26 protein-coding genes are annotated in these 26,848 nt (G+C 43.1%); 14 read left to right on the top strand and 12 right to left on the bottom strand.

The window, feature by feature from the left end; genetic code table 11:
- Positions 1–68 precede the first annotated feature (68 nt).
- Positions 69–809: a Slam-dependent surface lipoprotein gene (locus tag AACS92_RS03940; RefSeq protein ID WP_099110045.1), complete on the bottom strand. Its 741-nt coding sequence runs from the start codon at positions 807–809 to the stop codon at positions 69–71.
- Positions 810–1,188: 379 nt separating this feature from the next.
- Here AACS92_RS03940 and AACS92_RS03935 point away from each other — a divergent pair, with 379 nt between their 5' ends.
- On the top strand, positions 1,189–1,947 hold the full coding sequence (locus tag AACS92_RS03935) for a transferase (protein ID WP_099110044.1): 759 nt from the start codon (positions 1,189–1,191) through the stop codon (positions 1,945–1,947).
- Here the strand turns inward: AACS92_RS03935 and fdhD are convergent.
- Positions 1,944–2,765, bottom strand: a complete 822-nt coding sequence (gene fdhD / locus AACS92_RS03930) for a formate dehydrogenase accessory sulfurtransferase FdhD (protein ID WP_099110043.1) — start codon at positions 2,763–2,765, stop codon at positions 1,944–1,946. The genes AACS92_RS03935 and fdhD overlap by 4 nt on opposite strands.
- 500 nt (positions 2,766–3,265) lie before the next feature.
- Here fdhD and AACS92_RS03925 point away from each other — a divergent pair, with 500 nt between their 5' ends.
- From AACS92_RS03925 to AACS92_RS03910, 4 genes are all read left to right on the top strand, one after another.
- Complete coding sequence (locus AACS92_RS03925; protein WP_206602245.1) at positions 3,266–4,024, top strand: YqcI/YcgG family protein; 759 nt, start codon at positions 3,266–3,268, stop codon at positions 4,022–4,024.
- An 80-nt stretch (positions 4,025–4,104) separates the two neighbouring features.
- A complete protein-coding gene (locus AACS92_RS03920; RefSeq protein ID WP_099110042.1) occupies positions 4,105–4,926 on the top strand; it encodes an arginase family protein in 822 nt (273 codons plus the stop codon).
- Between the two features lie 18 nt (positions 4,927–4,944).
- Positions 4,945–5,901, top strand: a complete 957-nt coding sequence (gene cysK, locus AACS92_RS03915; protein WP_099110041.1) for a cysteine synthase A — start codon at positions 4,945–4,947, stop codon at positions 5,899–5,901.
- 37 nt (positions 5,902–5,938) lie between these two features.
- On the top strand, positions 5,939–6,847 hold the full coding sequence (locus tag AACS92_RS03910; RefSeq protein WP_099110040.1) for an ATP-grasp domain-containing protein: 909 nt from the start codon (positions 5,939–5,941) through the stop codon (positions 6,845–6,847).
- A gap of 48 nt (positions 6,848–6,895) precedes the next feature.
- Here the strand turns inward: AACS92_RS03910 and AACS92_RS03905 are convergent, their stop codons facing one another.
- Positions 6,896–8,995 carry a plasmid pRiA4b ORF-3 family protein gene (locus AACS92_RS03905; RefSeq protein WP_099110039.1) on the bottom strand — a complete coding sequence of 700 codons (2,100 nt, stop codon included), beginning with the start codon at positions 8,993–8,995 and terminating at the stop codon, positions 6,896–6,898.
- A 388-nt stretch (positions 8,996–9,383) separates the two neighbouring features.
- Here AACS92_RS03905 and AACS92_RS03900 point away from each other — a divergent pair, with 388 nt between their 5' ends.
- A complete protein-coding gene (locus tag AACS92_RS03900; RefSeq protein WP_099110038.1) occupies positions 9,384–11,033 on the top strand; it encodes an LTA synthase family protein in 1,650 nt (549 codons plus the stop codon).
- A 192-nt stretch (positions 11,034–11,225) separates the two neighbouring features.
- Here the strand turns inward: AACS92_RS03900 and AACS92_RS03895 are convergent, their stop codons facing one another.
- Entirely contained in the window at positions 11,226–11,882 is a 657-nt protein-coding gene (locus AACS92_RS03895; RefSeq protein ID WP_099110036.1) for a helix-turn-helix transcriptional regulator, read from the bottom strand.
- Positions 11,883–11,976: 94 nt separating this feature from the next.
- On the opposite strand from AACS92_RS03895, the gene AACS92_RS03890 reads away from it, so the two are divergent.
- The 3 genes from AACS92_RS03890 (at position 11,977) to AACS92_RS03880 (ending at position 15,464) form a co-directional block, all read left to right on the top strand.
- On the top strand, positions 11,977–13,392 hold the full coding sequence (locus AACS92_RS03890) for an MFS transporter (RefSeq protein WP_099110035.1): 1,416 nt from the start codon (positions 11,977–11,979) through the stop codon (positions 13,390–13,392).
- Between the two features lie 239 nt (positions 13,393–13,631).
- Positions 13,632–14,681 (top strand): TPM domain-containing protein, encoded by a 1,050-nt coding sequence (locus AACS92_RS03885; RefSeq protein ID WP_193756928.1) that lies wholly within the window; start codon positions 13,632–13,634, stop codon positions 14,679–14,681.
- 231 nt (positions 14,682–14,912) lie between these two features.
- On the top strand, positions 14,913–15,464 hold the full coding sequence (locus AACS92_RS03880) for an Ail/Lom family outer membrane beta-barrel protein (RefSeq protein WP_099110100.1): 552 nt from the start codon (positions 14,913–14,915) through the stop codon (positions 15,462–15,464).
- Between the two features lie 103 nt (positions 15,465–15,567).
- On the opposite strand, the gene AACS92_RS03875 is transcribed toward AACS92_RS03880, so the two are convergent.
- The 4 genes from AACS92_RS03875 to AACS92_RS03860 form a co-directional block, all read right to left on the bottom strand.
- Positions 15,568–16,269, bottom strand: coding sequence for a transglutaminase-like domain-containing protein (locus AACS92_RS03875; RefSeq protein ID WP_099110033.1), 702 nt, complete (start codon positions 16,267–16,269; stop codon positions 15,568–15,570).
- Positions 16,270–16,311: 42 nt separating this feature from the next.
- On the bottom strand, positions 16,312–17,100 hold the full coding sequence (locus tag AACS92_RS03870; protein ID WP_099110032.1) for a helix-turn-helix transcriptional regulator: 789 nt from the start codon (positions 17,098–17,100) through the stop codon (positions 16,312–16,314).
- Positions 17,101–17,238: 138 nt separating this feature from the next.
- Positions 17,239–18,441 (bottom strand): CmlA/FloR family chloramphenicol efflux MFS transporter, encoded by a 1,203-nt coding sequence (cml, locus tag AACS92_RS03865; protein ID WP_099110031.1) that lies wholly within the window; start codon positions 18,439–18,441, stop codon positions 17,239–17,241.
- Between the two features lie 272 nt (positions 18,442–18,713).
- On the bottom strand, positions 18,714–19,592 hold the full coding sequence (locus AACS92_RS03860; RefSeq protein ID WP_099110030.1) for a LysR family transcriptional regulator: 879 nt from the start codon (positions 19,590–19,592) through the stop codon (positions 18,714–18,716).
- Positions 19,593–19,699: 107 nt separating this feature from the next.
- Between AACS92_RS03860 and AACS92_RS03855 the strand changes: the two genes are divergently transcribed.
- Positions 19,700–20,143 (top strand): PACE efflux transporter, encoded by a 444-nt coding sequence (locus AACS92_RS03855; RefSeq protein WP_099110029.1) that lies wholly within the window; start codon positions 19,700–19,702, stop codon positions 20,141–20,143.
- A gap of 67 nt (positions 20,144–20,210) precedes the next feature.
- On the opposite strand, the gene AACS92_RS03850 is transcribed toward AACS92_RS03855, so the two are convergent.
- Positions 20,211–21,074 (bottom strand): YicC/YloC family endoribonuclease, encoded by an 864-nt coding sequence (locus AACS92_RS03850; RefSeq protein ID WP_099110028.1) that lies wholly within the window; start codon positions 21,072–21,074, stop codon positions 20,211–20,213.
- A gap of 139 nt (positions 21,075–21,213) precedes the next feature.
- Between AACS92_RS03850 and rph the strand changes: the two genes are divergently transcribed.
- Positions 21,214–21,930, top strand: coding sequence for a ribonuclease PH (rph, locus tag AACS92_RS03845; protein WP_099110099.1), 717 nt, complete (start codon positions 21,214–21,216; stop codon positions 21,928–21,930).
- 85 nt (positions 21,931–22,015) lie between these two features.
- A complete protein-coding gene (gene pyrE, locus AACS92_RS03840) occupies positions 22,016–22,657 on the top strand; it encodes an orotate phosphoribosyltransferase (RefSeq protein WP_099110027.1) in 642 nt (213 codons plus the stop codon).
- A 216-nt stretch (positions 22,658–22,873) separates the two neighbouring features.
- Here the strand turns inward: pyrE and slmA are convergent, their stop codons facing one another.
- The 3 genes from slmA to coaBC all read right to left on the bottom strand — a co-directional run bounded on the left by slmA (position 22,874) and on the right by coaBC (position 25,404).
- Positions 22,874–23,473 (bottom strand): nucleoid occlusion factor SlmA, encoded by a 600-nt coding sequence (slmA, locus tag AACS92_RS03835; protein WP_099110026.1) that lies wholly within the window; start codon positions 23,471–23,473, stop codon positions 22,874–22,876.
- Positions 23,474–23,723: 250 nt separating this feature from the next.
- Complete coding sequence (dut, locus tag AACS92_RS03830) at positions 23,724–24,182, bottom strand: dUTP diphosphatase (RefSeq protein ID WP_099110025.1); 459 nt, start codon at positions 24,180–24,182, stop codon at positions 23,724–23,726.
- On the bottom strand, positions 24,160–25,404 hold the full coding sequence (coaBC, locus tag AACS92_RS03825; RefSeq protein ID WP_099110024.1) for a bifunctional phosphopantothenoylcysteine decarboxylase/phosphopantothenate--cysteine ligase CoaBC: 1,245 nt from the start codon (positions 25,402–25,404) through the stop codon (positions 24,160–24,162). The genes dut and coaBC overlap by 23 nt, the downstream gene beginning before the upstream one ends.
- 247 nt (positions 25,405–25,651) lie before the next feature.
- On the opposite strand from coaBC, the gene radC reads away from it, so the two are divergent.
- Positions 25,652–26,344: a RadC family protein gene (gene radC, locus AACS92_RS03820; protein WP_099110023.1), complete on the top strand. Its 693-nt coding sequence runs from the start codon at positions 25,652–25,654 to the stop codon at positions 26,342–26,344.
- A 262-nt stretch (positions 26,345–26,606) separates the two neighbouring features.
- The gene (rpmB, locus tag AACS92_RS03815) at positions 26,607–26,843 is read left to right on the top strand and encodes a 50S ribosomal protein L28 (protein WP_045967846.1); all 237 of its coding nucleotides are present in this window, start codon (positions 26,607–26,609) and stop codon (positions 26,841–26,843) included.
- Positions 26,844–26,848: the final 5 nt, after the last annotated feature.

Here is a 26,848-nt window from a genome sequence, read left to right as displayed (position 1 = left end):
CTTACGTTATTAAAAATAAAAACAGAGAACAATGCCATTTTTGGCGCTGTTCTCTGTAAAATTAACAATTACTGTTTAGAGCCACCGAAAGCAGTATCTTTGGAATGATCACCATCAAATTTGGCATATCCAGCCAGACTTGATGCATTGTCGCCAAAGAAGTGACCTTCTGTTTTGCCTACCAGATCCTCTGTGAGCGCTCTACCCGTAAATTTTGCGTCAGATTGGATTCGGGCATCAATGCCAATTTCCATTGTATTATTGGCCATTGAGCCAACCAGTGTTTTCTCACCAAAATCTGCGGTAAATGTACCGGACAGCGCGTTATTACCGCTGTATTGGTTAATACCGGTCACGGTATAGGTTGCTGTGCCGTCAGTTGGAATATTAGTAGTCACATCTTTGCCGGCGTAATAAACCGTATGGGTATTATCATTTGCCTGACCGGTCTGAGACCATTCACCGAAGTAAACCTCTTCATTAGCGACTTTGCTGAAATGGAATACGCCCATACCACCATGAGTGCCCGGAGCACCAGCCATTGCGATATTGTGAATTCCATTATTATCGGCAGGTGCCATACGGGTCAGGCCAGCAAAGCCAGTGATTTGACCACCATAAACGGAGCTAATACCGATACCCGGTTCACCACCTTTGCCGCCGTGTGGACCTTTACCGGGTTGAGTTGGGCCAACCTCAACGTATGTTGGTGAACTTACCTGACTCTGACCAAATCCTACTGCTGCGTGAGCCTGTGCCATAAATCCCAAAACGCCTAAAGTGGCGACTAATACCTTAACTTTTTTCATCGTTATCCTCATTTAGAGTGGGGGATCCCTCGTTACCCAATCATAAAAATGGCCTGATTTATTGCGCGGGAGGAATGTACATTCTTCAAATGTTAATGTAAATGATAATTATTTTTATTTAATGTTTGTTTTGTTTGGGTTTTAATCAGCGAATAATTCAATTAGTTGTATTTAAATGATTTTAATTTTTGATAAGAAGCAGAGATATTTTGTCGTTTTTCTGAAAATGTGATGAGGTTAAATTTAATGGCCTGTAGTGATTGCGTGATTAATAGTCCCGTTCTGGCTGCAAAAACACATTTATTTTACTTAGCTAATTCATTAATTTTTTGTATGTATTATTTTGATTCAAAGAACCGTCTTTAATAGGGAGTTAATTATGGATGCAAAAATTATTATTCAGTCTGCCAGAGAGAGGGAAGATATTGAGGAAAAATCGAGTGATTTTATTGATGCCAGCTGGCCCTTATTTTCGAACTACGACAAGGTGTTTGAACAGTATTGGGATACCTTATATGAACCCCCGTTTAGTCATTTTCAAAAATATGCCATTCTGCAACAGGGACAGGAAGAGCGTCTTATTGGGGTATTAAATTCAATTCCTTTTTTATGGGAAGCCCCCTCACTGGAACAGCTGCCTGACGAGGGGTGGGATGCAATACTGCAACTTGGTGTGGAGGCTAAGGGAAAGGCGAATATGTTGTCAGCACTTTCTGTTACCGTTGATCCTGATTTTCGTGGCTGCAATATTCCAGCGCTATTAATTAATAGTGTGAAGCAAACCGCTCGTGAAGCTGGTTTACAAGGCGTCGTTGTACCTGTCAGGCCAAGCCGAAAAAGTTGTTATCCATTGCAAGATTTTGTCGAATATTGTGGTTGGAAAAATGAAAAAGAGGAGCCATTTGATCCTTGGATACGCACTCATTGGCGTTTAGGGGCCAAAATCATTAAACCTGCATTCCGTTCTATGCATATTGCCGGGACAGTGGAAGAATGGGAAAAGTGGACAGAAATGAAGTTCCCACAAAGCGGGGAGTACATTATTCCGGGCGCATTGGTTCCCTTGGTGGTGGATACAGAAAAACAGATCGCCCATTATATTGAACCCAATTTATGGATGCTTCATAGCATTGATTAATTGGTTAACCGCTGAGAATGCGTATACACCGTTGCTCGCCCCGGTTTACAGAAACCGACTAGCGTCAGATTACATTTTTCTGCTACTTCGATTGCGAGTGAAGTAGCAGCAGAAACGGCAAATAATATTTCCACGCCACAATTGGCAGATTTCTGCACCATTTCATAACTGGCACGGCTGGAAACCAAAACAGCGCCTTGTTGCCAGTCTGTTTTTGAACGCATTCCCAATAGCTTATCTAAAGCAACATGGCGGCCAACGTCTTCACATCCACCGAGTAAATTTCCCTCTGAATCAATCCAGCCAGCAGCATGTGTACAGCCAGTTAATGAACCGATGTCTTGCAGGAGAGGTAATTGTGCAAGCGCCTGATCCAGATAAGCCAATGAAAACGTTTGTGTAAAAGGCAGTGGAGTGATAGGGCGGAAGATTTCTGATATTTGCTCAGTGCCACAAATACCGCAACCGGTTCGGCCTGCCATACTGCGTCGGCGTTCTTTCAATTCAGCGAAACGGCGACTGGAGAGTTCGATATTGACTTCAATACCGCCGTGGCAGCCGGAAGCTATATCAATCCCGCGAATTTCCTGCGGAGAAGTGATAATCCCTTCAGATAGGGAGAAGCCAATTGCGAAATGTTCGAGGTCTTTTGGACTTGCCATCATGACGACATGGGAAATGCCGTTGTAGACTAAGGCAACCGGTACTTCTTCAGCTACCCAGTCTAGCTTAGGGGTGGGCAAATGATTTTTTTGTTGTACATAGATGCGGGTAGTGCCACTGACAGCTTGCTGATTTTCTGGCTTTTTTTTATCCATCTGGCTGATTCTCAATCGGCTTCACTTTTCATTTCATTGCCAAGTTTACATTATTTATCCGTAAATAAAAAAAGCATGTTCCAGTGATTAAATTAAATACAGGGTTTTTATATTTTATTTGATATCTATCTATATTAGAAAATAATCTTCATTGACATAAATTATATTTTTATTTGAGTTGTAAATGTTGATTTAAATATTTTGTTTTTTATTTTTCTTTTTATTGTTTTTTGTGTTTTTAATGTGTTTTTTCTGATGGTTTTTATAATAATTATGTTATTTCTTTTGATAATTGTTATATATGATTTTAGGTCGTGATGATACAGTCTAGAATGTTTTTATTGTTTATATTTGATGTTTTTTATTAATGGATGAAATTTAAATTACCCTCCTTAATAATAAATTATTTTATCTTTCAGTTATCACATTAAATATTCGTTTAAAGGGTAGTTATCGCCGTGTCAGACACGTCTTCTTTCTATTAATGAAAGGTGATTTAAGTGAATATATTAAATAAAAATCTAGGTGTTACAAAATTAATCTCACAACCTCAAGTGAATGAAAGTGAAAAAGACTGGCATCATACTGTTCTCAGTGATATAGGGTTTCGACTTGATCATGTTGATTTTCCTTGTGTCTTCTCAAAGAGAGCATTTAAAAAAAAGTTATTAAAATTTATCTTCGTAGAGAATGTAGAGAAGAGTGGCATTCAGCATTTAGCTGAAGGGCTTAAAGATTATGTTGAACTTTCGCAGAATTGGAATGGCGATTTAAATACAGCATACCCGCTAATTGTTGCGTTCTCACAAGAAGCAATAAGAGTTCAGTCTATTAGTGATTATCATGCTTTTGGCTGGGAAGTCTTGCAGAAATTACATGACATAGATCCTGAACCCTGGCCGGAAGGTATTAGTGAAGATCCAGATTCTTCAGCCTGGTGCATGTGTTTTAACGGTATGCAGCTATTCTGCAATATGAGCAGCCCGGCGAACCAGTCACGTAGAAGCAGGAATCTTGGTGAGCATTTTATTATGGTCATCAACCCACGTGAGCGTTTCGATATCGTAGCCGGTAATACTCCGGGAGGTCGTAAGATCCGTGCAAATATCCGTAATCGCATTGATAAATATGATGATATTCCCCGTTCTTTGCAGCTTGGTTCTTATGGTACAGAAGCACTTGAATGGCAGCAGTATGGCCTTCTGGATGAAAATGTGAAGAGAGAGGGTAAGTGCCCGTTTATGTTCAGGAAAAAATGAAGCCAGTATATTTTTTTATGAGTTATGACCGAAGGTTAACCTGAAATTTTTATTGATAATAATGAAAAGGAAACTGTTCCATGATTGATCTTATCGTTTCTCAGGGTCGCATAGCTGATAGGGCAGCACGCATGATAGAAGGCGCTGCTCGTACTGCTGAGGCGTTAAAAAAACACTATGGCATTCAGGGGCATTTTATTGGAAAGAGTTCGCCTCCTGAGAACGATGACTGGAGTGTTAGTCTTCCTCAAGCCCGTGAAACGCTTGTTGAATTGCGTCAGGCAATTGAAGCGAGTATTAAGGGAAAAAACCGGACGTTTATGCTCGCTAATACCTGTTCTGCGAGTCTTGCTTCATTACCTGTTGTCGCGCGGGAGTATCCGGAAGCGGTAGTGCTTTGGATTGATGCACATGGTGATTTCAACACACCGGAGACAACAGAATCAGGTTACCTCGGTGGTATGGTACTTGCTGCTGCCTGCGGCCTTTGGGATAGCGGGCACGGTTCTGGTTTACGTCCTGAACAAATTATTCTGGTTGGTGCCCGTGATATAGATCCACCTGAGCGTGAAATTTTGCAAAAGCAGGGAGTTCGGATAATTCCACCAGCAGAGGCAACACCTGAAAATATTCTGAAAACCATTAATGGCGCGCCGGTCTGGATCCATATCGACTGGGATGTTCTTGAGCCCGGTTTTTTACCGGCAGATTATTCAGTGCCGGATGGTATGTTGCCATCGCAAATTCAGGCAATATTTGAAGCAATGCCTTTGGAACAGCTTTTGGGAGTCGAACTGGCTGAGTTTAATGCTTCAACTGATGAAGCAAAGAACGAAAAAGCACTTTCAATTATTCTCGATATTGTTGCTCCTGTATTTGAAACAGCAGCAAAAGTGAAATAACAGGAGAACAATTTTCTTATGCCTCTCTACAACAGTATCCTTGAGACAATTGGCCGTACGCCTATCGTTAAATTAAATCGTATGGCTCCCGGCCATGCCACGGTATATGTGAAGGTGGAGTCTTTCAATCCCGGCGGTTCGGTGAAGGACAGGCTTGCTCTTTCTGTTATCCTTGATGCAGAAGCAAGAGGGCTACTGAAACCCGGCGATACAATTTGTGAATGTACTTCCGGTAATGTCGGCATTGCTTTAGCAATGGTGGCTGCTGCCCGTGGCTACAAATTTGTGGCGGTGATGTCTGATTGTTATTCGGTAGAACGCCGTAAATTAATACGTATGTATGGCGGAAAAGTTATCCTCTCCCCCGGCCATGAAGGGAGTAGTGGTGGAAACCGTCTGGCCGATAAGCTTGCGGCAAAACATGGCTGGTTTCGTGCTAATCAATTCCAAAACCCTGCCAATCCGGCTTATCACCGTGAAACAACAGCAGCAGAAATTCTCAGTGATTTTGCCGGAAAACGGCTGGATTATTTTGTCACGGGTTTTGGTACCAGCGGTACTCTGACCGGAGTCGGTCAGATGTTAAAACTGGCACGGCCTGACGTAAATATTATTGCTACCGAACCTGAAAATGCCGCTGTGCTGGCGGGTAATTCGTGGAATTTACATCAAATTCAGGGTCTGGCACCTGATTTTATCCCTGACATACTCGATAAAAGCGTTATTGATAAGCTACTGACCGTGGATGAGATATCGGCGCGTGATACAGCCCGTCGCCTCGCTAGGGAAGAAGGCATATTTGTGGGTATTTCCGCAGGGGCGACTTTGGCAACAGCACTTCGTGTTGCTGAAAGTGCACCAGAACATTCGGTATTACTCGCAATGCTGCCTGATACGGGGGAACGTTATCTTTCCACGTTTTTGTTCGAAGGGATGAATGAAGGGTCAGATGATGAGTGGCTGGCATCTCTGTAATCATTTTTGAGGACATTTGATCTGATGGAAATTCTTAATGAATACAGTTGCATTGATTACTGATGAAGCCAGCCTGCCAGAAGATTATGATATGCCGTTGTTACTCGATGCTTGTCGCACTATCGGGCTGAGCGCTGAGATATGTTCCTGGCAGGACCAGGCTATTGATTGGTCACGTTTTGATGCGGTGCTTTTGCGTTCTCCGTGGAGCTACGTCGATCATTTACCTGAATTTTTGGTCTGGTGTGAACGTATTAGTGTTTTAACAGAACTGCTGAATCCCTTGCCGGTAGTACGCTGGAATCTTGATAAGTTTTATCTGGCTGATCTCGCGGCGCACGGTGTGCCGGTTGTACCTAGCAGGTTTATTAGCCCCGGTATGGATATCTTACAGAATCTGCGGGCATTTCTTGCTGAGCATACGGAAGCTGACGAAATTGTGATAAAGCCTACTGTAGGAGCTTATTCGAAGGATATTCAGCGCTATAAACGGCAGCAGGAGGATAAGGCTGTCGAGCATATCACTTATCTGATAGAAAAAGGTTGTCACGTAATATTGCAGCCCTATCTGGCTTCAATCGATAGTGAGGGCGAGACTGACCTGACCTACTTCGACGGTGTTTATAGCCATGCTATCCGTAAAGGTGCTTTGCTTATGTCCGATGGCACAGTGAATTTCCCATTACAGGAATTTCGCAAGGCGCGAGTGGCAGATGAAGATGAGCGTGCAGTTGCTTCACTTGCTCTTGATACAGCTGTTCGGCATATGGGGCTTGATCATGCTTTGCTTTACGGACGTGTGGATCTTGTGCGGGATAATGGTGGGAAGCCGATTGTACTGGAAATAGAAATATGTGAGCCTTCGCTGAACCTGCCCTTTGCTGAGGGGGGTGCGATGCGATTCGCGCAGGCACTGGCTGATCGACTGATAAAATATTCTGCTTAACGGAATAACCCCCTGAGAAGTAAAAGTTTACTTCTCAGGGGGACAAATTTAGCCCTGATAATCCAGATAATTGAATAAGGCTTCAAGTTTATGGTTGGCCTCTTGTTTATCAAAAGGCTCTAGTGGCTGATGCGGTGCCAGTCCCAGTAATTCCAGGTATTCTGCTTCTTCTTCCGTCAGAAGTTTCTTTTTTCTCAATTTGAGTACATTGTTCCACTGCCAGATACCGCCGGAGTCTTCAGCCGGGCATGTCCCGTTTCCTGCGGTGACTTTAGGTTGAATGATGTCTTTTTCCAGAACTTTTTCTACTGTGATCTGATGATCCCAGCAGTCACCAAAGTCATATTGGTAGTAAAGCTCACTTCCGACATCACGTAAAAATAGACCAAGACAGACCTGATCATAATTTTCTTCCGGGATCATTATTCCGCCAACCTCAAAAGAGAACAGGTGTGCATCTTCCCATCCCATAGCAGCCTGTATCACATCATGCACTTCACTCAGCGTCATCTGGTTACTGAGATGAACCCGGCGCCAGACTGCTGGGCTTGCTTCATCTAAGCTGATTTTAACAACCAGCCCCTGAGGGAGTATTGAGTCTGAGGTATCAGTCAGCCCCATAGCAAAGAGCTGGAAACTGGCTTCTGACAGGTTATCGAATAAGCCAAACCTTTTACGATTGATGGCAGGGTCGTAAAGAGCGTGAGCCAAATCCAGATATTCATTGGTCAGGCAGCGCTCTTCTGATGAGAGCTTATATTTCTCGATAGCAGCCGAGTAGGTCAGTCGTCCGGCAAAGATGTCTTTGTTGGCATAATAGTAGAGTTTCAGTAAATCTCTGGGTTTTTTCGCTTTCAGTAGATACTCTTCAGGTGGCAGCCAAGTCATCATGAGCGATGATTGCACATTGTGACCGTAATTGGCGTAACCGAGACGGCTATTTTCCTGTCGCTTAGGATTGACCTCATAACTCAGTTTCTGGCTCCATTGCTCAAGATCAAACGCTTCTGGCTGTGTCCAGTCGATGGGAAGTTGGGCTATCCAATACAGTGAATAGAGGTCGAGTGGTGTGTTCTTATTTTGCTGAACGGAAAGGATCCAGGGCAATATCTGTTTTAGCCAGTCCGGAGAAACCGGAGTGAAGTTGATATCGCTGCTTAACTGTTCTAACAACTCAGGAATGGGTTGGTCAGGATCAATATTCAGCATGCTCTCTCTGATACCTGATTTAAAATCGAGCATCATACTTAGCTGATATTCTTGATTATTCAGCATGACTTTCATCATCATACTGGCACAGTCATTGCCATCCACCTCAGAAGCGTATATTTCATATATTTCAGCGGCTGCCCGTGCTTTATGGTGTGCCATAGCGCGTTTTTTCCATCGCTTCATATAGGGTTTAACTGAAGGATGTCGGTTGAAGTGGGCACACAGGTTCACAAGCTGCAAATAGGATAAATTTTTCCACGCCGAAGAAGGGCATTGATCCAGCATTTCGGCACTGGCAAGCGCAACAGATTCTTCAAAATATTGCGTCAGCAGAAGCAAAGCATCAATACCCCATGGATATTGAACGACTTCCGTCAGAATATAAGGCAGTACTTCAGGTGGTGCGACAGAAAAACCACTTTCAAAAACCTCAATGAATTCGATACTGGATTTCAGATTAAACTCATTAATCAGTTGCCTGATTTTCTGCGGTTTTTGTGGGAAAGGGGTAACATTAGTCTCATCAGGATACTCAGATTTCTGCATCAACTGTGCAAGGTCCGTCCTGATATGAAACTGATATCGCTTCAGGATTGAGATACATAACAGGACATTCTTGTGATTAAGCTCGAAGTTTTCTTTGCAATACTCCAAAACCAATCCAACAGCCTGCTCAAATTGTTCTTTGGTTCCCTTCGGGGAATGAATCGCGACTAACTCTAGTTCCGCGATAGCAACATCAAGCCAGTCTTTAACGGCATCCCTGATATCATCCATCGTTTCTTCAGGGAGTGTTATCACCAGAGTGATCAACAGAAAGACATTCTCTGGCTCGGAAAACCAACGTGTTTGCTGAGGAGTTAGCTGCTGTTTCTGCTCAGGCTTTTTGGCGTATTCTTCTATTGCAGAGGATAATGTTTCAGGTGTTATTTTCATCACTAAGCTCTTTAACTATTGGGGGGTGAACTAAAAGAGTGATCATGATTACTGTCAAATCCACCCTTCTGTTTTTTATGAACATGAATAATCTAGATTGTAAACTCAGAATTAGCGGAATTTCATACTGATGATACCTGTTATTGTTGTCTTAATCGCGCATTTATTCAGTGAATGGATAAGCTGGTAGCTGATTATTATTAACTTATTGATCAGTTTACTAAAGATAAAATGGCAGATGTAAATTCTCACCAAAACTCAGTCTTATCATCTGAACGATAAATTCACCCTGAAGTGAGTGGCTTCATTTTATTTGTAGTATGTTGAGAAACTTGTGCTACTTTCATCTACTGATGTCAAACCGGTCTCATACATGGAACACAAGAGTATGAATAAAAAAATAATTTCAGGATGCTATTTTGGACTATTGTTGGTTGCATCCTTGCTGTTAGTGTTTGAAAAAAGCAGTGATATCTATCCTGCACTGATTTCTGTTGGGGTATTCAGTATTCTTTTTGGTCTGACATTTCTGTTTTCAGCACGCTGGTTATTTTCCGTGGTATTTACCGGAACCCTTTTTATTATCATCAAATTTCTCAACCAGCTAAAAGTTCATTACTACAAAGATCAACTGATGTTTTCTGATTTGAATATTATGCTTGATCCTTCAAATCAGGAAACATTACATCATTATTGGCTGGCAGGTCTGGCTGTTGCAGCTATGCTGGTCTGGTTAATCTTCAATATGTTTCTGAGCTGGAGAAGTGCAAAGCCAATTCCGGGTATCAAGTGGCGTGGATTAAGCGTGGTATTGGTTGCTGTTGGGGTCTGGGATGTCAATATGACAGTCAGTGCTTACCATAATGAATGGCAGGCAGAGTTGCCAAAAGGGCGCGGAACGATGACTAATATGGTCATGTCAGCCCGGGATGCACAATATCAGCCTCCCCAATTTGGAGTATCAGCTGATTATTTTTTGCAGCAGGCAAAAAATGTCTCCCTGCCTGAAGCACAGTCAGAAATAAAACCTGATGTGGTGGTGTTATTACAGGAATCTACGGTCGACCCACATATTTATCAATTACCGGCAGGTATCCGGCTACCTGATCTCTTTATGTTCGGGCATGATGCCGATGTGAGTGCGCAAGGTTTGCTGCGGGTACAAACTTTTGGGGGTGGAACGTGGTTATCAGAATTCTCTGTTCTGACGGGATTGGATACAGATGATTTTGGCTCGCGTAAAAATGGCGTGTTTTATTTTGTGGTTGATCATCTGCAAAACAGCCTATTCCGTACGATGAAAGATAATGGCTATTACACCGTTGTACTGACTCCATTCAATAAATCGGCTTATCATGCCGGACATGCTTACCAGACACTGGGTGTTGACCGCATTATTCAGCCACAAGAGCTGGGTTATCCGGCAAGTATGGATGAGAATTTGTGGAAAATCAGCACACAGGATATGTTGTCTTATGTGAAAACTATTCTGGCTAAGGAAACGGATAAACCCATCTTTATTTATTCTCTGACCATGTATGAGCACGGGCCTTATGAAGAGAGCCATAGCGATGATTATGGGCTGGCAGGCAAATTGGAGAATTCATCCGCTGTCGGAAAATTCAGTCATTATATGGAAAAAATCATCGCATCAGACCCATCTATCAGAGAATTCAGTGAGTTTGTGGCTAAACGCGACAAACCGACCATTTTTCTCACATTCGGTGATCATCAGCCAAATATCTATTTTAACGATTACGCTTCTACCTTTTCTGATCCGGCACATCTGACGCAATTTACCATGAGGGATAACCTGAAACAGGGAGCGCCGATAACGACCGGTAAACTGACTGATATCTCTTTTCTTGGTGGTATGATTTTGGAAAGAGCACGGCTGAGCGTTCCCGCTTTCTATCAGGCAAATATGACCATGCGTCATTTGTGTGGAGGGGAGCTTAATGACTGTCAGGATAAGGCGCTGGTAGAAAGCTATAAGCATTATATTTACCAGCAGTTATCTGTGGCGGGTAAGGAGTAAACACTGGTTCTGGATGAAATAGCCTGACTATACACTTCGTCTTTCAAGTTGCTTGTTTGTTGGCTGCGCTCGTTCACCCCAGTCACATAGTTATCTATGCTTCTAGGGACTTTATCCCTTGCCGCCACGAGGCATCTGGAAATCCATTGTGTCTATGTTCAGATAAACCTACACCCGCTCATTCGTGTAGGTTTATCTCAGTGGCATAATACGGTAAGCACAACGCCTATCGTCATTCAGAATATATTCAGTTCGTTCTACTTGTGCCTGAAGAATATCCCCGAACATTTTCAGCTCAGTACGACAAAAACTCTGGCAGATACTGGCTGCGGCACAGATGGGGCAGTGGTTTTCGACAAATAAAATAGTGCCATCTTCCTGAATAAAATATTGCGCCATATAACCCTCCTGACAGCGGATTTTAACCAGACGCTCAATCTTTTCTTGTAGATCGACAGCGCCTTTTAGCGCTGTTTTATATTTTTCAGAAATTTCCTGTTCGCGGGATTGGATCACTACATCCAGCGCGGATTCACCTAATTGCTCACGGATAATCGTAATCATCTGAACGGTTAAATCTGCGTGTGTATCTGGAAATTTGGCGTTCCCTTTGTCAGTTAAATGCCAAAGCTGGATAGGGCGGCCAACTCCCCTTGTTTCAGAGCGCCCTTCAACCAGCCCTTCTTTAGCCAGTTTCACAAATTGTTGACGGGCTGCTTCCCCTGTCGTGCCTAAGAGCTTACCGGCATCTGCGGCTTGCATAGCGCCTTGTGTTTTTAACAGCATCAATAACCGTTCACTAACGGATTGTACGGAAATAGTGCTATTTTCCAAGTCAATGCTTGACATATTGTTGAACCTGACAGTAATTTATTCCAAGATTTACCTTGTTTAATTTAACGTAAGATATTTCACAACTCAACCTGAGTTCAGGATAATAAGCATGATAATAACTAAGGAAAATCGCTGGAGGGATCTGTTTTCCAGTAAAAACGCACCCAGTGCAATAGTACTTTCGATCGGTATCGGACTGATGGCCGCGAATACCTTAATTGCAATTACGCTCCTGCCTTCTGCCGTCAAGGATATCGGTGGATTAAATCTCTATGCCTGGAATACAACGCTGTTTGTTGTGGCATCCATTATTGGTTCCATACTTTCAGCGAGATTACTGCATACATCAGGTGCGAGAAATGCCTATTTGGTTGCTGCCCTGATTTTTTTAACCGGTAGTTTATGGTGTGCTTTGGCGCTGACAATGGAATCCATGCTAGTTGGGAGAACCATTCAGGGACTTGGTGGCGGGTTTTTATTCGCACTTTCTTATTCGATGATTAATCTGGTGTTTGAGGAATCTCTCTGGCCTAAAGCGATGGCGTTGATTTCCGGTACCTGGGGAGTGGCAACTTTAATCGGGCCGGCTATTGGTGGCATTTTTGCTGAAATGAATGCATGGCGTTATGCATTTGGCCTGATGTTACCCGTTATTTTGCTTTATGCCTTATTTAGTTATCGAATTTTACCTCCGAAGCAAAAACAGAACACAAGCAAAATGGCTTTGCCCATTACCCAGCTGATTCTATTATCTGTTGCTGTGCTTGCTGTTTCCTCAGGGAGTCTGTCACAAGATGTGAAAATGAATATTCTCGGCATTATGACGGCGGCAGTACTGGTATTTCTGTTAGTTCTCTATGAACGTAAGGCTTCTGTGAAGTTACTGCCTGAAAATGCGCTGAGTCTGAATTCACCTCATCTCATCTTATTCGCAACCATGATGTTTTTAGTTATTGGGTTGTCGGGAGATGTTTTTGTTCCCTATTTTTTGCAAGTTTTGCACGAGCAGTCTCCTTTAGCCTCTGGTTATATGGTCGCGATGGCAGCAATTGGTTGGACTATTGGGGAAGTAATGAGTGCCAGTTGGCAGGGGGCGAAAATGCGTTTTGCGATTGTAAGCGGCCCTGCTTTTATGCTGGTGGGGATGTTGCTGCTGCTTGCGATGCTGCCTTATAAATCCATAGGTGAATGGCAAATAATATTACCAATCATTCTGGGGCTTGGGCTATTTGGTTTTGGTGTGGGCTTTGGCTGGCCTCATTTACTGACCCGTATTTTGCAGGTTTCCAGTGAGGCTGACAGAAATATTGCCGGTTCATCCATTACAACGGTTCAGTTGTTTGCTACTGCATTCGGCTCAGCACTAGCCGGAATGGTGACTAATATCTTCGGGTTTTATCAGCCGGGTGGTCAAGAAGGCGCCGCCTCTGCTTCTCACTGGCTCTTTTTACTTTTCGCTATTGCGCCCATACTGGCGCTATTTACTGCATGGAAATCAGCAAAAATTACCGCAGAGAGCCGATAGAAACAGGTCATCACCGTAGGCACAGCCTGAAATCCATTACGTATATGATTACTATATTGGCTTTCCTTAGAAAAGCCAATGTAGACGAAATAGCGCTATTTCCTCACTTCGTACCATATTAAATTCGGAATTATTAGGGAAATTATTTAGATAATTACGGTATTAGACGTCAAAGGAAAGATAAATATAATATATTGCTGCGATATATTAGAAAATAAACCTAAGGATATTTGATGTTCATGATTTCCAGTCAACCAACGGATGGTTTTAGTACCAGTAAGACATTCCTCCAAAGATACAGCCATTCAATAATAAAACATATTGTTATCCTATTTACGCTGTTTTTGAGCATAAGCAGTGTATCCGCGAAAGAAGTTCGACAGGAAACGAAGCTCGTTGAAGTTCCGGCTCTGAGCCAAAGTGTTACAGATATACCCAATATCTTGACTAAGAATGAACATCAACGACTGACTCGTCAGCTGGAGAAACTGCGTTCGGAATATAAAGTACAAATGGCGGTTTTGATTGTACCAACGATAGGAAGCGATAGCGTTGAAACCTTTTCTTCCCGTGTATTTGCTGAATGGAAGTTAGGTAGTCAACAACTTAATGATGGCATTCTGTTTTTGGTGGCACACGATGACCACAAAATGCGGATTACTATTGGTTCTGGCCTTACAAAGCAGCTGCCGGATTCAAAGGTAGCAAATATTCTGAGTAAGGATGCAAAACCGGCCTTCAAAGAGGGTGACTATTACGAAGGGATACGTACCAGTATTGATTCCATTGGGGTATTGATAAAAAACGCAGGGCAAGAGAAAGCACCGCAGGGTGTATCGAACATTGCTGGCGATAACGACAATATTTTAGATAACGTATCATCAGGTGAAGACTTTTCGGCTCCGTTGATCCTCTGGCTGCTTGGTATGGTAATTCTGCCATTGGCGGTGTTCCGTACAGGTGGCTGGTTTAAACGTTTTCTCAAATGCGCCTCAACAGTCGCTGTTATTACGTTTGTACTCAGTCTGGTAGGTGTATTTCCTGCTCTTCCTCTGGGATATTATCTGCTGATTTTCTTCCTGCCAGTTATTCTGGTGTTAATTGTGCTCTTTTTCGGCGCATCATTGGTGGGAGGATTATTTAAACGCTTCTTTGGTGGTTCGGGTTCTGCATCTCCTGTTAGTAGTTCCGATATATTCGTCGAAAATGCAGAGCTTTCTGATAATAAAGACATTTTCACTGGTGGTGGCGGTAAGAGTGATAATAAGGGTGCCTCAGATAGCTGGTGATTTATTTGGTTAGGAATACAGCATTGATGAATAACTGTAATTTATCTACTATTGGGATATGAAATTTTTATTTTTGTGATCTTAGCCAAAATAAGTAGATAAAAGCTCTTTTTTTTTTGCTTTTTTCGGGAAGCTGTCAAGAGAATATAAAGGGTTATTTTTAGTCAGTCATATTTTATGGCTGGCTAAAATGAATTTTTTACATTTTCTTTTTTACAAAAGGGCATGGATATGAAAAAAGTTTTTTTGTTGTCTTTGCTTACATCAGGATTGGTGGTGGGTTCTTTTGCTTATGCTGATTCACAAAACGCTTCCATTGGTTATGCACAAAGTAAAGTAAAAAATTTCAAAGATATTAAAGGGGTAAATCTCAAGTATCGATATGAATGGGATGACCCTGTCAGTGTTATTGGCTCTTTGACCTATATGGCAGGTAAGGGTGGTTTATCTAATAAATCAGTGACAAAAGAGCTGATAAAACATAAAGGTGATATTAAATATACCTCACTCCTTGTAGGCCCGGCTTACCGAATAAATCCTCAGGTAAGTTTGTATGGCTTAGTGGGTTTGGCTTATACAAATGCTAAGATTAATTACGAGCATGATGAAGGTCGCGGTCATGTATCCAAGAAAAAAAGCTCGTTTGCGTATGGTGCCGGTGTTGAAATTAATCCCATAGATGATTTCGTGATCAACTTGGGCTATGAAGGTACTACGTTCAAAATAGCGGGTATGAACAGCCCTGTAAATGGATTTAATATTGGAGTAGGTTACAGATTTTAAGTTCAACATTTTCCCCGCCAGATGGCGGGGAACTATTAGTTTTGAGGAATGGGGTGCTTCAATTCAATCTCAGGGAAATCTGGTAAATATCGCCCAGAGCTACTTAGCTGTCACGAATATGATTAATATTCCGATTTATTTCATGGCGTATCTTGTTCGCAAATATATTTTTTTCCTGTAATGTCATTTTCTGTTCATACTTGCTAAAGAAATCATCCGGTGAATCAAATAGACCTAAATCTTGTACAATTCCGGCATGTTGAATATACGTGCTATTATCTCCATACCATTCAATAGGTGCATTAGCTAAATCATCAATCGCCACACCATACCCTACAAATTTTCCTTTATGAGTTGCATATTTTTTCTGTAGCGAAGTAAGATAGCCTTTATCTAAAATGATACCTTCAAAGTTTAGCCATTGCTCATTAATATAAACTTCAACCCATGTATGATAAATCTCCTGCGGAGCCATTTCATATATTTCCCCCTGCATAATTCCATATTGTAGTGATTTATCAATGGTAAAGCCGTGTAAGCGACAGGGAAGGCCTAGCGCACGAAGGAGAGCCATAAATAAAATAGATTTGGTATTACACTGCCCATAACCCACTTGTAAGATTTTTGACGCTGTAAGTGAATCATCCTCATTAAACCCAAAAGTAATATCATCTTTAACAAAATGATAAATTACTTTTATTCTTTCAGGCTGAGTCAGGTTTAGCCAGCCTTTCTCGGTAATTAAATGCTGAATATTTTCGGCATAAAAATCTAATAAAGGTGTGCATGAAAGATACTGTTTCATTACCTATTTTCTCCTTGTTTAAATTACTTAAGACTAAAAAATTTATGAGGAGAAAACTTTCAAAAATCCGCTGATTTTTTTCGCGAAGCTTGGTTTTATACCCATCAATTTTCTGGCGGTGGAGGAAAGGTGTGAAGCACTATCAAAACCACATTGCATGGCAGCATCTGTTACTTTTTTGCCTTCGGCAATTAAAAATAGAGCATTAATAAGCTGGTGAAAAAGAATATAACTCTTTAGATTCCCCCCTGTTTTTTCAGAAAAAAGATGTGATAAACGACTTGGGGAAAGGGGCGTTTTTGCTGATATATCAATGACCCTATGATAGGTTTCTTGTGAAAAAATTAGGTGACCTAATATAGCTTTTAAACGGTTATCACCTATTGTGTGATTAAGATTGCAAGTTTGTGTTAGTACCTTTTTATGTAGATTATCCCAGTATACGAGATAAGTTTTTTCCTGCAATGAAGTATATTGAGCTGATATTGCCTTACACACAGATGTCAATTTACTGTAATCCAATACTACATAATTTATTTTTCCATTGGTTAGCTGATGTTTTAAACATAAGCCTAAAGGAGATGTATGGTTAATCAATGTCAGCCAATAAAACCTGTTATTCAATGTAACATCATGAATGACATCGCTATTAATTAAAATTGATTTAGTCTGTAAAGTTTGCCCAGAAATAGTAACCGTTATGGGTTTGTCATCTAAGGAAATCAGTAATTGCAGAAAAGTGTGTTTATGAGCATTAGTATCAATATCTGTTCCGATGAGTGTTAGGTGATCTTCAGCAGCAAATGCTGTTACAAATGGAGCAGAAGACATATTTTATTACTCCTTATTAGAGCGTATTTATTTTATGGGTATTACCCACAAACTGTAACCATAAGTTGATTACCAGAAAATGCGGCACGAATTATCAGAAAGAAGCCGTTCGTGCCGTGATATTTTCAGGTTAATCCGCTAATAACGCGGCTCAGATTGCCTACTATTAATATAAGAAAAACAAAGTACTCCTATTGCCAGAACCAGACAATAAGCGATAATCGGCCAGGTAGTGGTATTGGAGAAAAGTGTAATAGTGAGCGTTCCACCGATTCCCAACAACACGCCACCCAGACAGGAGTAGAATGCCGTTACCGTTCCGGCCATATGATCAAAACCCTGTAGTGCACCATTAGGTGCGACTGCAATCGCTATAGCTATTCCAACTCCGACAAGCCACATCGGGATAATGAAACCAAATACTGAATTAGGTATGAAAGTTTCTCCGGCTGATAACAACAATGCTCCTGCTATCAGGCAAAACATACTCATTCGTAACGTATTCAGTAGTCCCCAGCGGACGATCAAATTTCCCACATTTCGTGCTGCCACCATCATTGCGATAGCCACCGTGGCAAACAGCAAGCTGAAAGTGATTTGTGATAATCCTTGCCGGTTCATCATTACCCATGGAGCGGTCGAGAAGAAGACGAAGAAGCTCCCCAGACCCGCACTGTAGCAGAATGTGTACAGCCAGAAATTCAGGCTTTTTACAGGAAGAAGTAGTTGCGACCATTTTAATGCGACCGCCCTTTGTTGCCGGGTTTCTGGGCAGAATATCCCGTACACAATAACCGTCGCTGCCATCGCAATACTCAATAAAACAAAAATTGCGCGCCAACCCAGCCAGACATCAACCAGTGTTCCGAGCAAAGGTGCGACAGCCGGAACCATGGCAAGCATAGAGCCGAGCAAGCCATAGATAACGTTGATTTCTTTGCGGCCAGAATAAATATCGCGCACAGCGGCGAACATCGCTACGAGACACGCTGAAGCTCCGCAGGCCTGAATAATTCTGAAACCCAAAAAAATTTCTGGTGATGAAGTGATGGCAAGGCCAAATGAAGCTAACGTATAAACAACGCCACCACTAAGTAAAACCGGGCGGCGACCGAACCTGTCTGACAGCGGGCCAAAGAGAAGCTGACCGACTCCAAATAGGATCATGTATACCGTCAACGTCAGTTGGATTGTTCCTGCTCCGGCACCAAGTGCATCAGCGATGAAAGGCATTACGGGCAGATACATATCCATCGCCAGTGATGGCAGTAAATTAAATGGAGATAACAATAATATTGTGGCGGTAAGAGAATATTGCCAGGAAAAATCTTTTGTATGCACGAATCCATCTCCTAAAATTAAGGATTTGGCGGTGTGCTCATAGAATTGATAGGTTCTTGAGGACGCCGCAACAATCGAAAAAACGAGGATTGTTGCGGCTTATCTATCTGTTGTGTATTCGTTGACCATTCTCATAGGGTTATCCTGTTAATTTGGGAGACAAAGCGTCTTAAATTACGATGGATACTTTATAGACGATAATTCATTTTTTCTAACTATTTTTATTTAATTGTGACCGGCGCGACATTTATCTGTTCGTCGTGATATGGCTGTTAATTCTGCTGCAATAACTCAACGCACTCCTGTGCACCACGCTTAAGCACATTTCCTTTCAGGCACACAACATGTATAGGTAATACTAATCCATTTTTTGTATTACGAAATTCCAGTTGTTTCAGTGATCCGTCCATTAATTTTTCTTTAATGAGAGAATAAGGAAGATTTCCCCATCCCATACCAGCTTCAACCAGACCGAGTGCCATCGCAAAATTATCTGTGCGCCAATATTTAGTTGCTACCTGAGTACGAAGATCACTCGGTTCACGATGATGACTGGCAATAATAATCTGCCGGGTTTGGACTAGATCCTCAATATAAAGGGAAGCCTGATGAGATAAAGAGGGGTGGGATGATGAGATTGTTGCAATAAATGATTCATGATCAATGCAATAAATTTGTTCCTGTGGATTCACATGTAATCCGCCAAAAACTAATGCCAATTGAATACGATTCTGATGCAGTAAAGGCAGAATATCATCCTGAGGAGCGGTAATAATCTCAACATTCATTAATGGATAACGTTGATTAATTGTATGCAAAGCAAGGAATAATTTTTGTGGATTAACTCCCGTAGATACACCAATAGTGAGTGTACTCTCGACCCCTTGCGTCAATTCATGTGAAAAAACATTAAGCTGACGTAAGTTATCGACTATCTCCCTCGCGTAAGGAGCCAACGTTTTTGCTTTCTCAGTCGGTACTGGCTCCCGGCTCTTTCGATCAAATAAGGCAAATCCCAACTCCGCTTCAAGATTAGCGATTGCCATGCTAACCGCAGAAGGAACCCGGTGTAGTGTTCTGGCTGCGGCTGAAAATGAGCCTTTATCTAATACAGTCAGGAACACGAGTAAGTTGTCACTGGTGAATGGCATATCCAACCTTTCAATAAAACTGATAGTAGTTAACTTTTATTATCATCTTTATTGATTTAACTTGCCAGTTTCAAAATAACAGCACAAAAACAGGTTTCGAATAAAATATGCAGGGCATTAAACGTAAAGTAATTTTCATTACTGCTTATGAAGTTATCGGCTGGATGATTTCATCGCTGACACTCGCTTTCTTATCCGGTAATTCGGCGGGTGTTACAGGTCCACTGGCTCTGGTCATTACAACCATCGCGGTCAGTTGGAATTTTATCTTTAATACTTTGTTTGAATTTTGGGAATCACGTCAGCAATCACGCATCCGGACATTCCGGCGTCGAGTCGTACATGCTGTTTTATTTCAGCTAACTTTGGTTATCTTCTTAATCCCGCTTATTGCATGGTGGCTTTCAATCAGCTTACTTCAGGCGCTCATACTGGATTTCGCACTGATTATTTTCATCCCTATCTATACGTTCTTTTTTAACTGGGCTTTTGACAAAATTTTCGGATTGCCCAAGTCCGCGCTTCCACAGGAAGAAAGCGTGCTTCGTTAGAATCATAAAAGCCAGTAATACTCAGATATTACTGGCGTTGTGATTTGTTATGAGTCGCTAAGAAATGTTATTCAATATTTTGTATTTGCTCACGCATCTGCTCAATCAACACCTTCAACTCAATTGCAGAATTTGTCACATCGGCATTAATTGATTTTGATGCCAGCGTATTCGATTCGCGGTTAAATTCTTGCATCATGAAATCCAGCCGGCGGCCGACAGCTTCTTTCTTTTTCAGAATATTACGTGTTTCTTTGATATGCGCGTCTAAACGATCCAGCTCTTCCGCTACATCAATACGCTGAGCCAACAAGATAAGCTCTTGTTCAAGACGGTTGTTTTCTAACTGGATTTGAGCCTCTTCCAGCTTAGTTTGTAAACGCTCTCTTTGCCATTGTAGGATGGCCGGCATCTGTTCACGAACTTTACCCACTTCTACTGTTACGGCATCTAAGCGCTTTTCGATCAGCGCCTTAAGTGCCTGACCTTCAGTTTCACGGCTTTGGATAAAGGCATCCAGTGCCAGATCGAGTTCCGCCAGCAGTTGTGCACTGATGGCATCCAGATCCTGTTCTTCGGCAGACATTACACCCGGCCAGCGCAGGATATCGACAGGATTGATTTCCCCTTCGTTGCTCTGTTGCTTAATCCAACCAGCGGCTTCAACGAGCTGTTTTGCCAGCTTTTCATTAAGAATCAATGTGCCCTGAGTGCGGGTATCCAGTTCAAAGCGCAGGTTACACTCCACTTTGCCGCGAGTCAGGCGGGAACGAATACGCTCACGGATGACGGGTTCCAGACTTCTGAATTGCTCCGGCAGACGAATGTAAGTTTCCAGGTAACGTTGATTGACAGAACGCAGTTCCCAGGCCGCGTTTCCCCAGTCTCCCTTGATATCTCGCCGCGCAAAAGCGGTCATGCTACGGATCATAACTCATTCCCAATTTATAAAATGATGAAGGATTATAACGTTCCATGCAGATGCAGGATAGGCATTCGCTAAGTTAGGCCTTATAATGCGCCCCCAATAAAGTATTAACAGCGGAGAGAACACCATGAGCCAGATAGGAATGCGTCCGGCAGGAAGAGCAGTAGAGCAGGTTCGTCCTATTACAATCACCCGTAATTACACTAAACATGCGGAAGGCTCAGTTCTGGTTGAGTTTGGGGATACCAAGGTGTTATGTAATGCCTCCGTTGAAGAAGGGATCCCCCGTTTCCTGAAAGGTCAGGGGCAGGGCTGGATCACAGCAGAATATGGGATGTTGCCGCGGGCGACAAATACCCGCAATGCCCGTGAAGCAGCAAGAGGCAAGCAGACTGGCCGTACAATGGAAATCCAGCGTCTGATTGCCCGTTCATTGCGTGCGGCAGTCGATCTGAAAAAGCTGGGTGAATATACCATCACGCTGGACTGTGATGTTATTCAGGCAGATGGCGGCACGCGTACTGCCGCGATTTCCGGTGCATGCGTGGCTCTGGTAGATGCACTGAATAAACTGGTTGCTGATGGCAAGCTGAAAGAAAGCCCACTAAAGTCAATGGTAGCCGCAGTTTCTGTTGGTATCGTTGAAGGTGAAGGCCGCTGTGATTTGGAGTATGTAGAAGACTCTGTGGCTGAAACTGATATGAACGTCGTCATGATGGATGATGGCCGGATGATTGAAGTTCAGGGCACGGCAGAAGGTGAACCATTCAGCCATGATGAACTGCTCTCATTGCTTTCCCTCGCAAAAGGGGGATTGGAAACTATTTTTGCGGCGCAGCGAGATGCGCTAGAAAAGTAAATAGATCAGGCGGCTGAAGAGTCGCCTTTTTTATGTCTGTAATAACCGCGACAAGAATGATAATAATGCACAAAAGGAGAAACCCATGAAAGCCTATCAGCGCGAATTTATTGAACTGGCACTGAAAAAACAAGTGCTGAAATTTGGCGAGTTTACGCTGAAATCCGGTCGTAAGAGCCCATATTTTTTCAATGCGGGTCTTTTTAATACCGGGCGTGATTTGGCATTGATTGGTCGTTTTTATGCTGCAGCATTACAGGATAGTGGTATCCCGTGTGATCTGCTGTTCGGGCCAGCTTATAAAGGTATCCCAATCGCAACAACAACCGCTGTAGCATTGGCGGAGCATCATGATATTGATATGCCTTATTGCTTTAACCGCAAAGAAGCGAAGGATCATGGGGAAGGCGGAACGCTGGTCGGTAGCCCACTGCAAGGCAGAGTTGTGGTGGTAGATGATGTGATAACCGCCGGAACTGCGATTCGTGAATCGATGGAAATCATCAAACAACACGGTGCAACGTTATCTGGCGTTATTTTGTGTCTGGATCGTCAGGAGCGCGGGCGTGAAACACTTTCAGCAATTCAGGAAGTTGAACGTGATTACCATTGTCAGGTCTTCTCTATCATTACTTTAAATGACTTGATCACTTATCTGCGGGAAAATCCGGAAATGCAGTCTCATTTAGAAGCTGTGGAAGCTTACCGTCGCGAGTATGGTATCTGATTGACAAGTTCTGCCGTAATAGCAGGTTAAAAAAAAATCCCTCGCCCAATGGTGGGCGGGGTGAGTAGTAGAAATAACATTCCGTATATAATATGGCTGGAATGTCATTACTGAGCGATTGGGTAGTCAACTCAGCTAGCCAAATCATGTTAACACAAATTAATGTAAAAAAACGCCTGTTATCACATTTCTATCATGAAAAGTGGTAAGCGTGATTTATTGTAATTGCGTTAATATCAAAGGCCAGCGCACTTCAAACTCTTTCGTTGGTCGATAACGAAATTCAGAGCGAACGAAGCGAGAGAGCATTCCTTCACAAAAAGCCAGCAATTGTGATGCCAGTACGGTTTCATCATAACTGAAACCCTGACCATCCCGTATTCTCTTCTCTTTTAAGATCTGGCGAAGCTGTGCTTCAATGCGTTCAAACAGCTGGTTAATGCGACTTTGTAGCTTGTCCTGCTCAAACATCAGGGCATGGCCTGTCATGATACGGGTCAGCCCCGGGTTTTTTTCTGCAAAGCCTAAGATCAGCATCAGGATTAACCGGAGTCGGGGAATAGTCTCTTTTTCATCCTGTAGGATGAGATTGATACGTGAAATCAAAGAGTCTTCAATGAACTCGATCAGGCTGTCAAACATCCGGGTTTTGCTTGGAAAATGACGATAAAGTGCGGCTTCAGAAACACCGACGTTGGCGGCAAGTTTTGCTGTGGTAATACGCTGGCTACCATCGCTGGATTCAAGCATATGTGCCAGTGCCTGCAAGATTTCTTCACGTCTGTTTTTCTTTTTTGTACGTTCTATTTCTGCCATGTCTGGTAATACCCCTGCTAAGACAGCAAAATATCTATACCTTTCGCCTTTCAAGCTGCCTCTCACCGGAGGCCAGCCTTTGGCTGGGCAAATTCGTTCCCGACGAATTTGTCATTCCCTTGCCGCCGCGATGCAACTTGAAATCCATTGGGTATAAATCGCAACTCAAAACTGATTGGGTATACATTTTGCCCATGCAAAGATGGGCAAAAATATAAAAGTAGTTTGATGGTATCAGGCGTTAGGAAAATTATTGACGACCGGAATGACCAAAACCACCACTGCCACGTTCACTGCTTTCAAAATCTTCTACCAAGTTAAACTCAGCCTGAACAACGGGCACAATCACCATTTGTGCAATGCGTTCTCCCGGTTCAATGACGAAGGTTTTATCTCCGCGGTTCCAGACAGAAACCATCAGTTGACCTTGATAGTCAGAGTCAATCAGCCCGACCAGATTACCCAGTACTACCCCGTGTTTATGGCCCAGACCAGAGCGGGGGAGGATGACAGCAGCGAGTTGTTCATCCGCGATATGGATAGCCAGCCCCGTGGGAAGAAGTTCGGTCTGACCGGGAGCCAGTTCCACTGCATTATCCAGACAAGCACGTAAATCTAAACCCGCAGAACCAGGAGTAGCGTAAGTTGGTAAAGGAAATTCTTGTCCGATGCGGGGATCAAGGATTTTAACGTCGATTTTTTTCATCATAGCGTTTGAATATCTCGTCTAATAAGCGGTGGCTGAGTTGTAATTTACCACTGTGCGGTAAATTAATGCTGCCATCATGCCAGAACAGCTGTAATGCGTTGGTATCACTGTTAAAGCCGTGTTCAGCCAGCGATACATCGTTCGCGCAAATCAGGTCCAGATTCTTCTGCCTGAGTTTTCCGCGGGCGTATTCTTCCACATTCCGGGTTTCGGCTGCAAATCCAACGACAAAGGGGCGATGTTTTTCCATTGCCGCAACACTCGCTACGATGTCAGGATTTTTGACTAATGTATAGGTGATTTCATCACCCTGTTTCTTGAGTTTTTCGGTTGCAGTCTGCTTGAAGCGATAATCAGAGACGGCAGCACAGCCGATGAAAATATGCTGTGAAGCAGCGGTTTCCTGTACTTGTTTGTACATTTCCAGTGCGCTGGTGACATCAATACGTTTGACGTTCAGAGGCGTAGGTAAATTAACAGGTCCGGTAATCAACGTGACTTCCGCACCACGCTCCGCCGCTGCCTGAGCGATAGAAAATCCCATTTTTCCGGAACTATGATTAGTAATAAAACGGACAGGATCTAATGCCTCACGAGTCGGGCCGGCAGTAATTGTGATTTGAAGGCCCATCAAATCTCTGACAGGGTTTAAGTGCTGGGTTGCCCGCTCGACAATCTCCATCGGTTCAATCATTCTTCCCGGCCCTACATCACCACAGGCCTGACTGCCTTCATCCGGGCCCCAAATCAGCACATTACGCCCTCTTAGTATGTTGAGGTTATGCTGAGTGGCTTGGGCGCGGTACATTTGCTGGTTCATTGCAGGAACAACTGCCAGAGGTGCTGCTGAAGCCAGGCAAATAGTCGTTACTAAATCGTTTGCCATACCAGCACTTAAACGGGCCAGCAGATCGGCGGTAGCAGGGGCAAGAATGATCAAGTCAGCCCATTTCGCCAGTTCAATATGCCCCATAGCCGCTTCTGCCGCTGGGTCTAAAAGATCATCAGAAACCGGATGGCCTGAGACGGCCTGTAATGTCAGAGGAGTAATAAAAGCTTCTGCTGCTGGTGTCATCACTACGCGTACTTGTGCGCCGCGATCGCGTAAACGACGTACCAGCTCCGCTGTTTTATAAGCAGCAATACCGCCACTGATACCGAGCACAATCTGTTTACCAGAAAGATGCTTACCAGAAAGTTCGTTGCCGGAAAGTCCTGCCATTCTGATTGTCCACCTGTAAGTTACGATTACCAAGATTCTATCATAAGAAAATAAGGTACTGAGAATATGGCGTTGAGAACGCCTCTGTTTTGTTATGACTAAATGACAAGTTTGCGAAGCGTTACGCAAAGCATAAGAATGGCTCTGGCGGTCGTTTTTTCATCATGAGATATTAGCGATGTGAGTATCAGCAGTATGCGCCATGATGGCTGTTCACCAGACATAGGATAAGTAAAAGGGGGAGCGAATGGATATCACGATGGTGGAAAAAAGCGATGAAGTGAATTCAGATCTCGCTCCCCGGGAGAAACTGCTGGCATATGGTGCGGTTGCTCTGACGGATGCAGAGCTGTTAGCGATATTTTTACGCACAGGAGCCAGAGGTGTGCCTGTTGTACAAATGGCAGAGCATTTATTGCAATCATTCGGTTCCCTGTATCATCTGCTTTCAGCTGATTATGCTGATTTTTGCTCACATAAAGGCATGGGATTATGCAAGTACGTGCAGTTACAGGCAGTTTCTGAATTGGCAAAGCGTTTCTTCTCCAGCCAATTTATCCATGAAGATGTGATGAGCAGCCCGGTGGCAACCCAAAATTATTTGCAGGATTTATTATCCTGGCAGGATCGGGAGATTTTTGTCGTCCTGTTTTTGACAAATCAGCATAAAGTCATTTGTCATGATGAAATGTTTAAAGGAACGATAAACAAAGTTGAAGTCCACCCGCGTGAAATTGTAAAACAGGCAGTTAAAGTAAATGCTGCATCAATTATCTTGGCCCATAATCATCCTTCCGGTAACCCGGAGCCCAGTCTGGCGGACAAACTGGTAACAGAAAAAATCATTGAGGCTTGTGATTTAATCGGGGTTAAAGTTTTAGATCATATTGTTATTGGCAAACAATATTGTGTTTCATTTGTAGAAAGAGGCTGGATTTAATACGGTTTTTGCATGAAGCGATCAGATCTTAGCTGTTCGGGACTTGAGCATCGGCGAATGAGGGCGTATACTACGCCACCTTTGAGGATCTTGGGCCTGGCGAGAAGAGCCTATCTCAGTGAATTTTTTGCTGAGAGATTGTGAGTCTTTTCAGCAACGTTTTTTATCAGTAAAGAAAATTTGCTGAGATGGGCTCCTAAGCCTGACGAGGCGGCCATACCCAATACAAAGCTCGAGCTGAATTGATTTTTGGAGAATAGACATGTCCCGAGTCTGCCAAGTTACTGGCAAGCGTCCTGTGAGTGGTAACAACCGCTCTCACGCATTAAATGCGACCAAGCGTCGTTTTCTGCCTAACCTGCACTCTCACCGTTTCTGGGTTGAGTCTGAGAAGCGTTTTGTAACTCTGCGTGTAACTGCTAAAGGTATGCGTGTGATCGACAAAAAGGGTATCGATACAGTTCTTGCTGAACTGCGTGCCCGCGGTGAGAAATACTAAGGAGC

It is taken from the genome of Xenorhabdus sp. KJ12.1 (genome assembly GCF_963876495.1).
Taxonomy (GTDB): domain Bacteria; phylum Pseudomonadota; class Gammaproteobacteria; order Enterobacterales; family Enterobacteriaceae; genus Xenorhabdus; species Xenorhabdus stockiae.
This window is presented reverse-complemented; position numbering and strand designations above follow the sequence as displayed.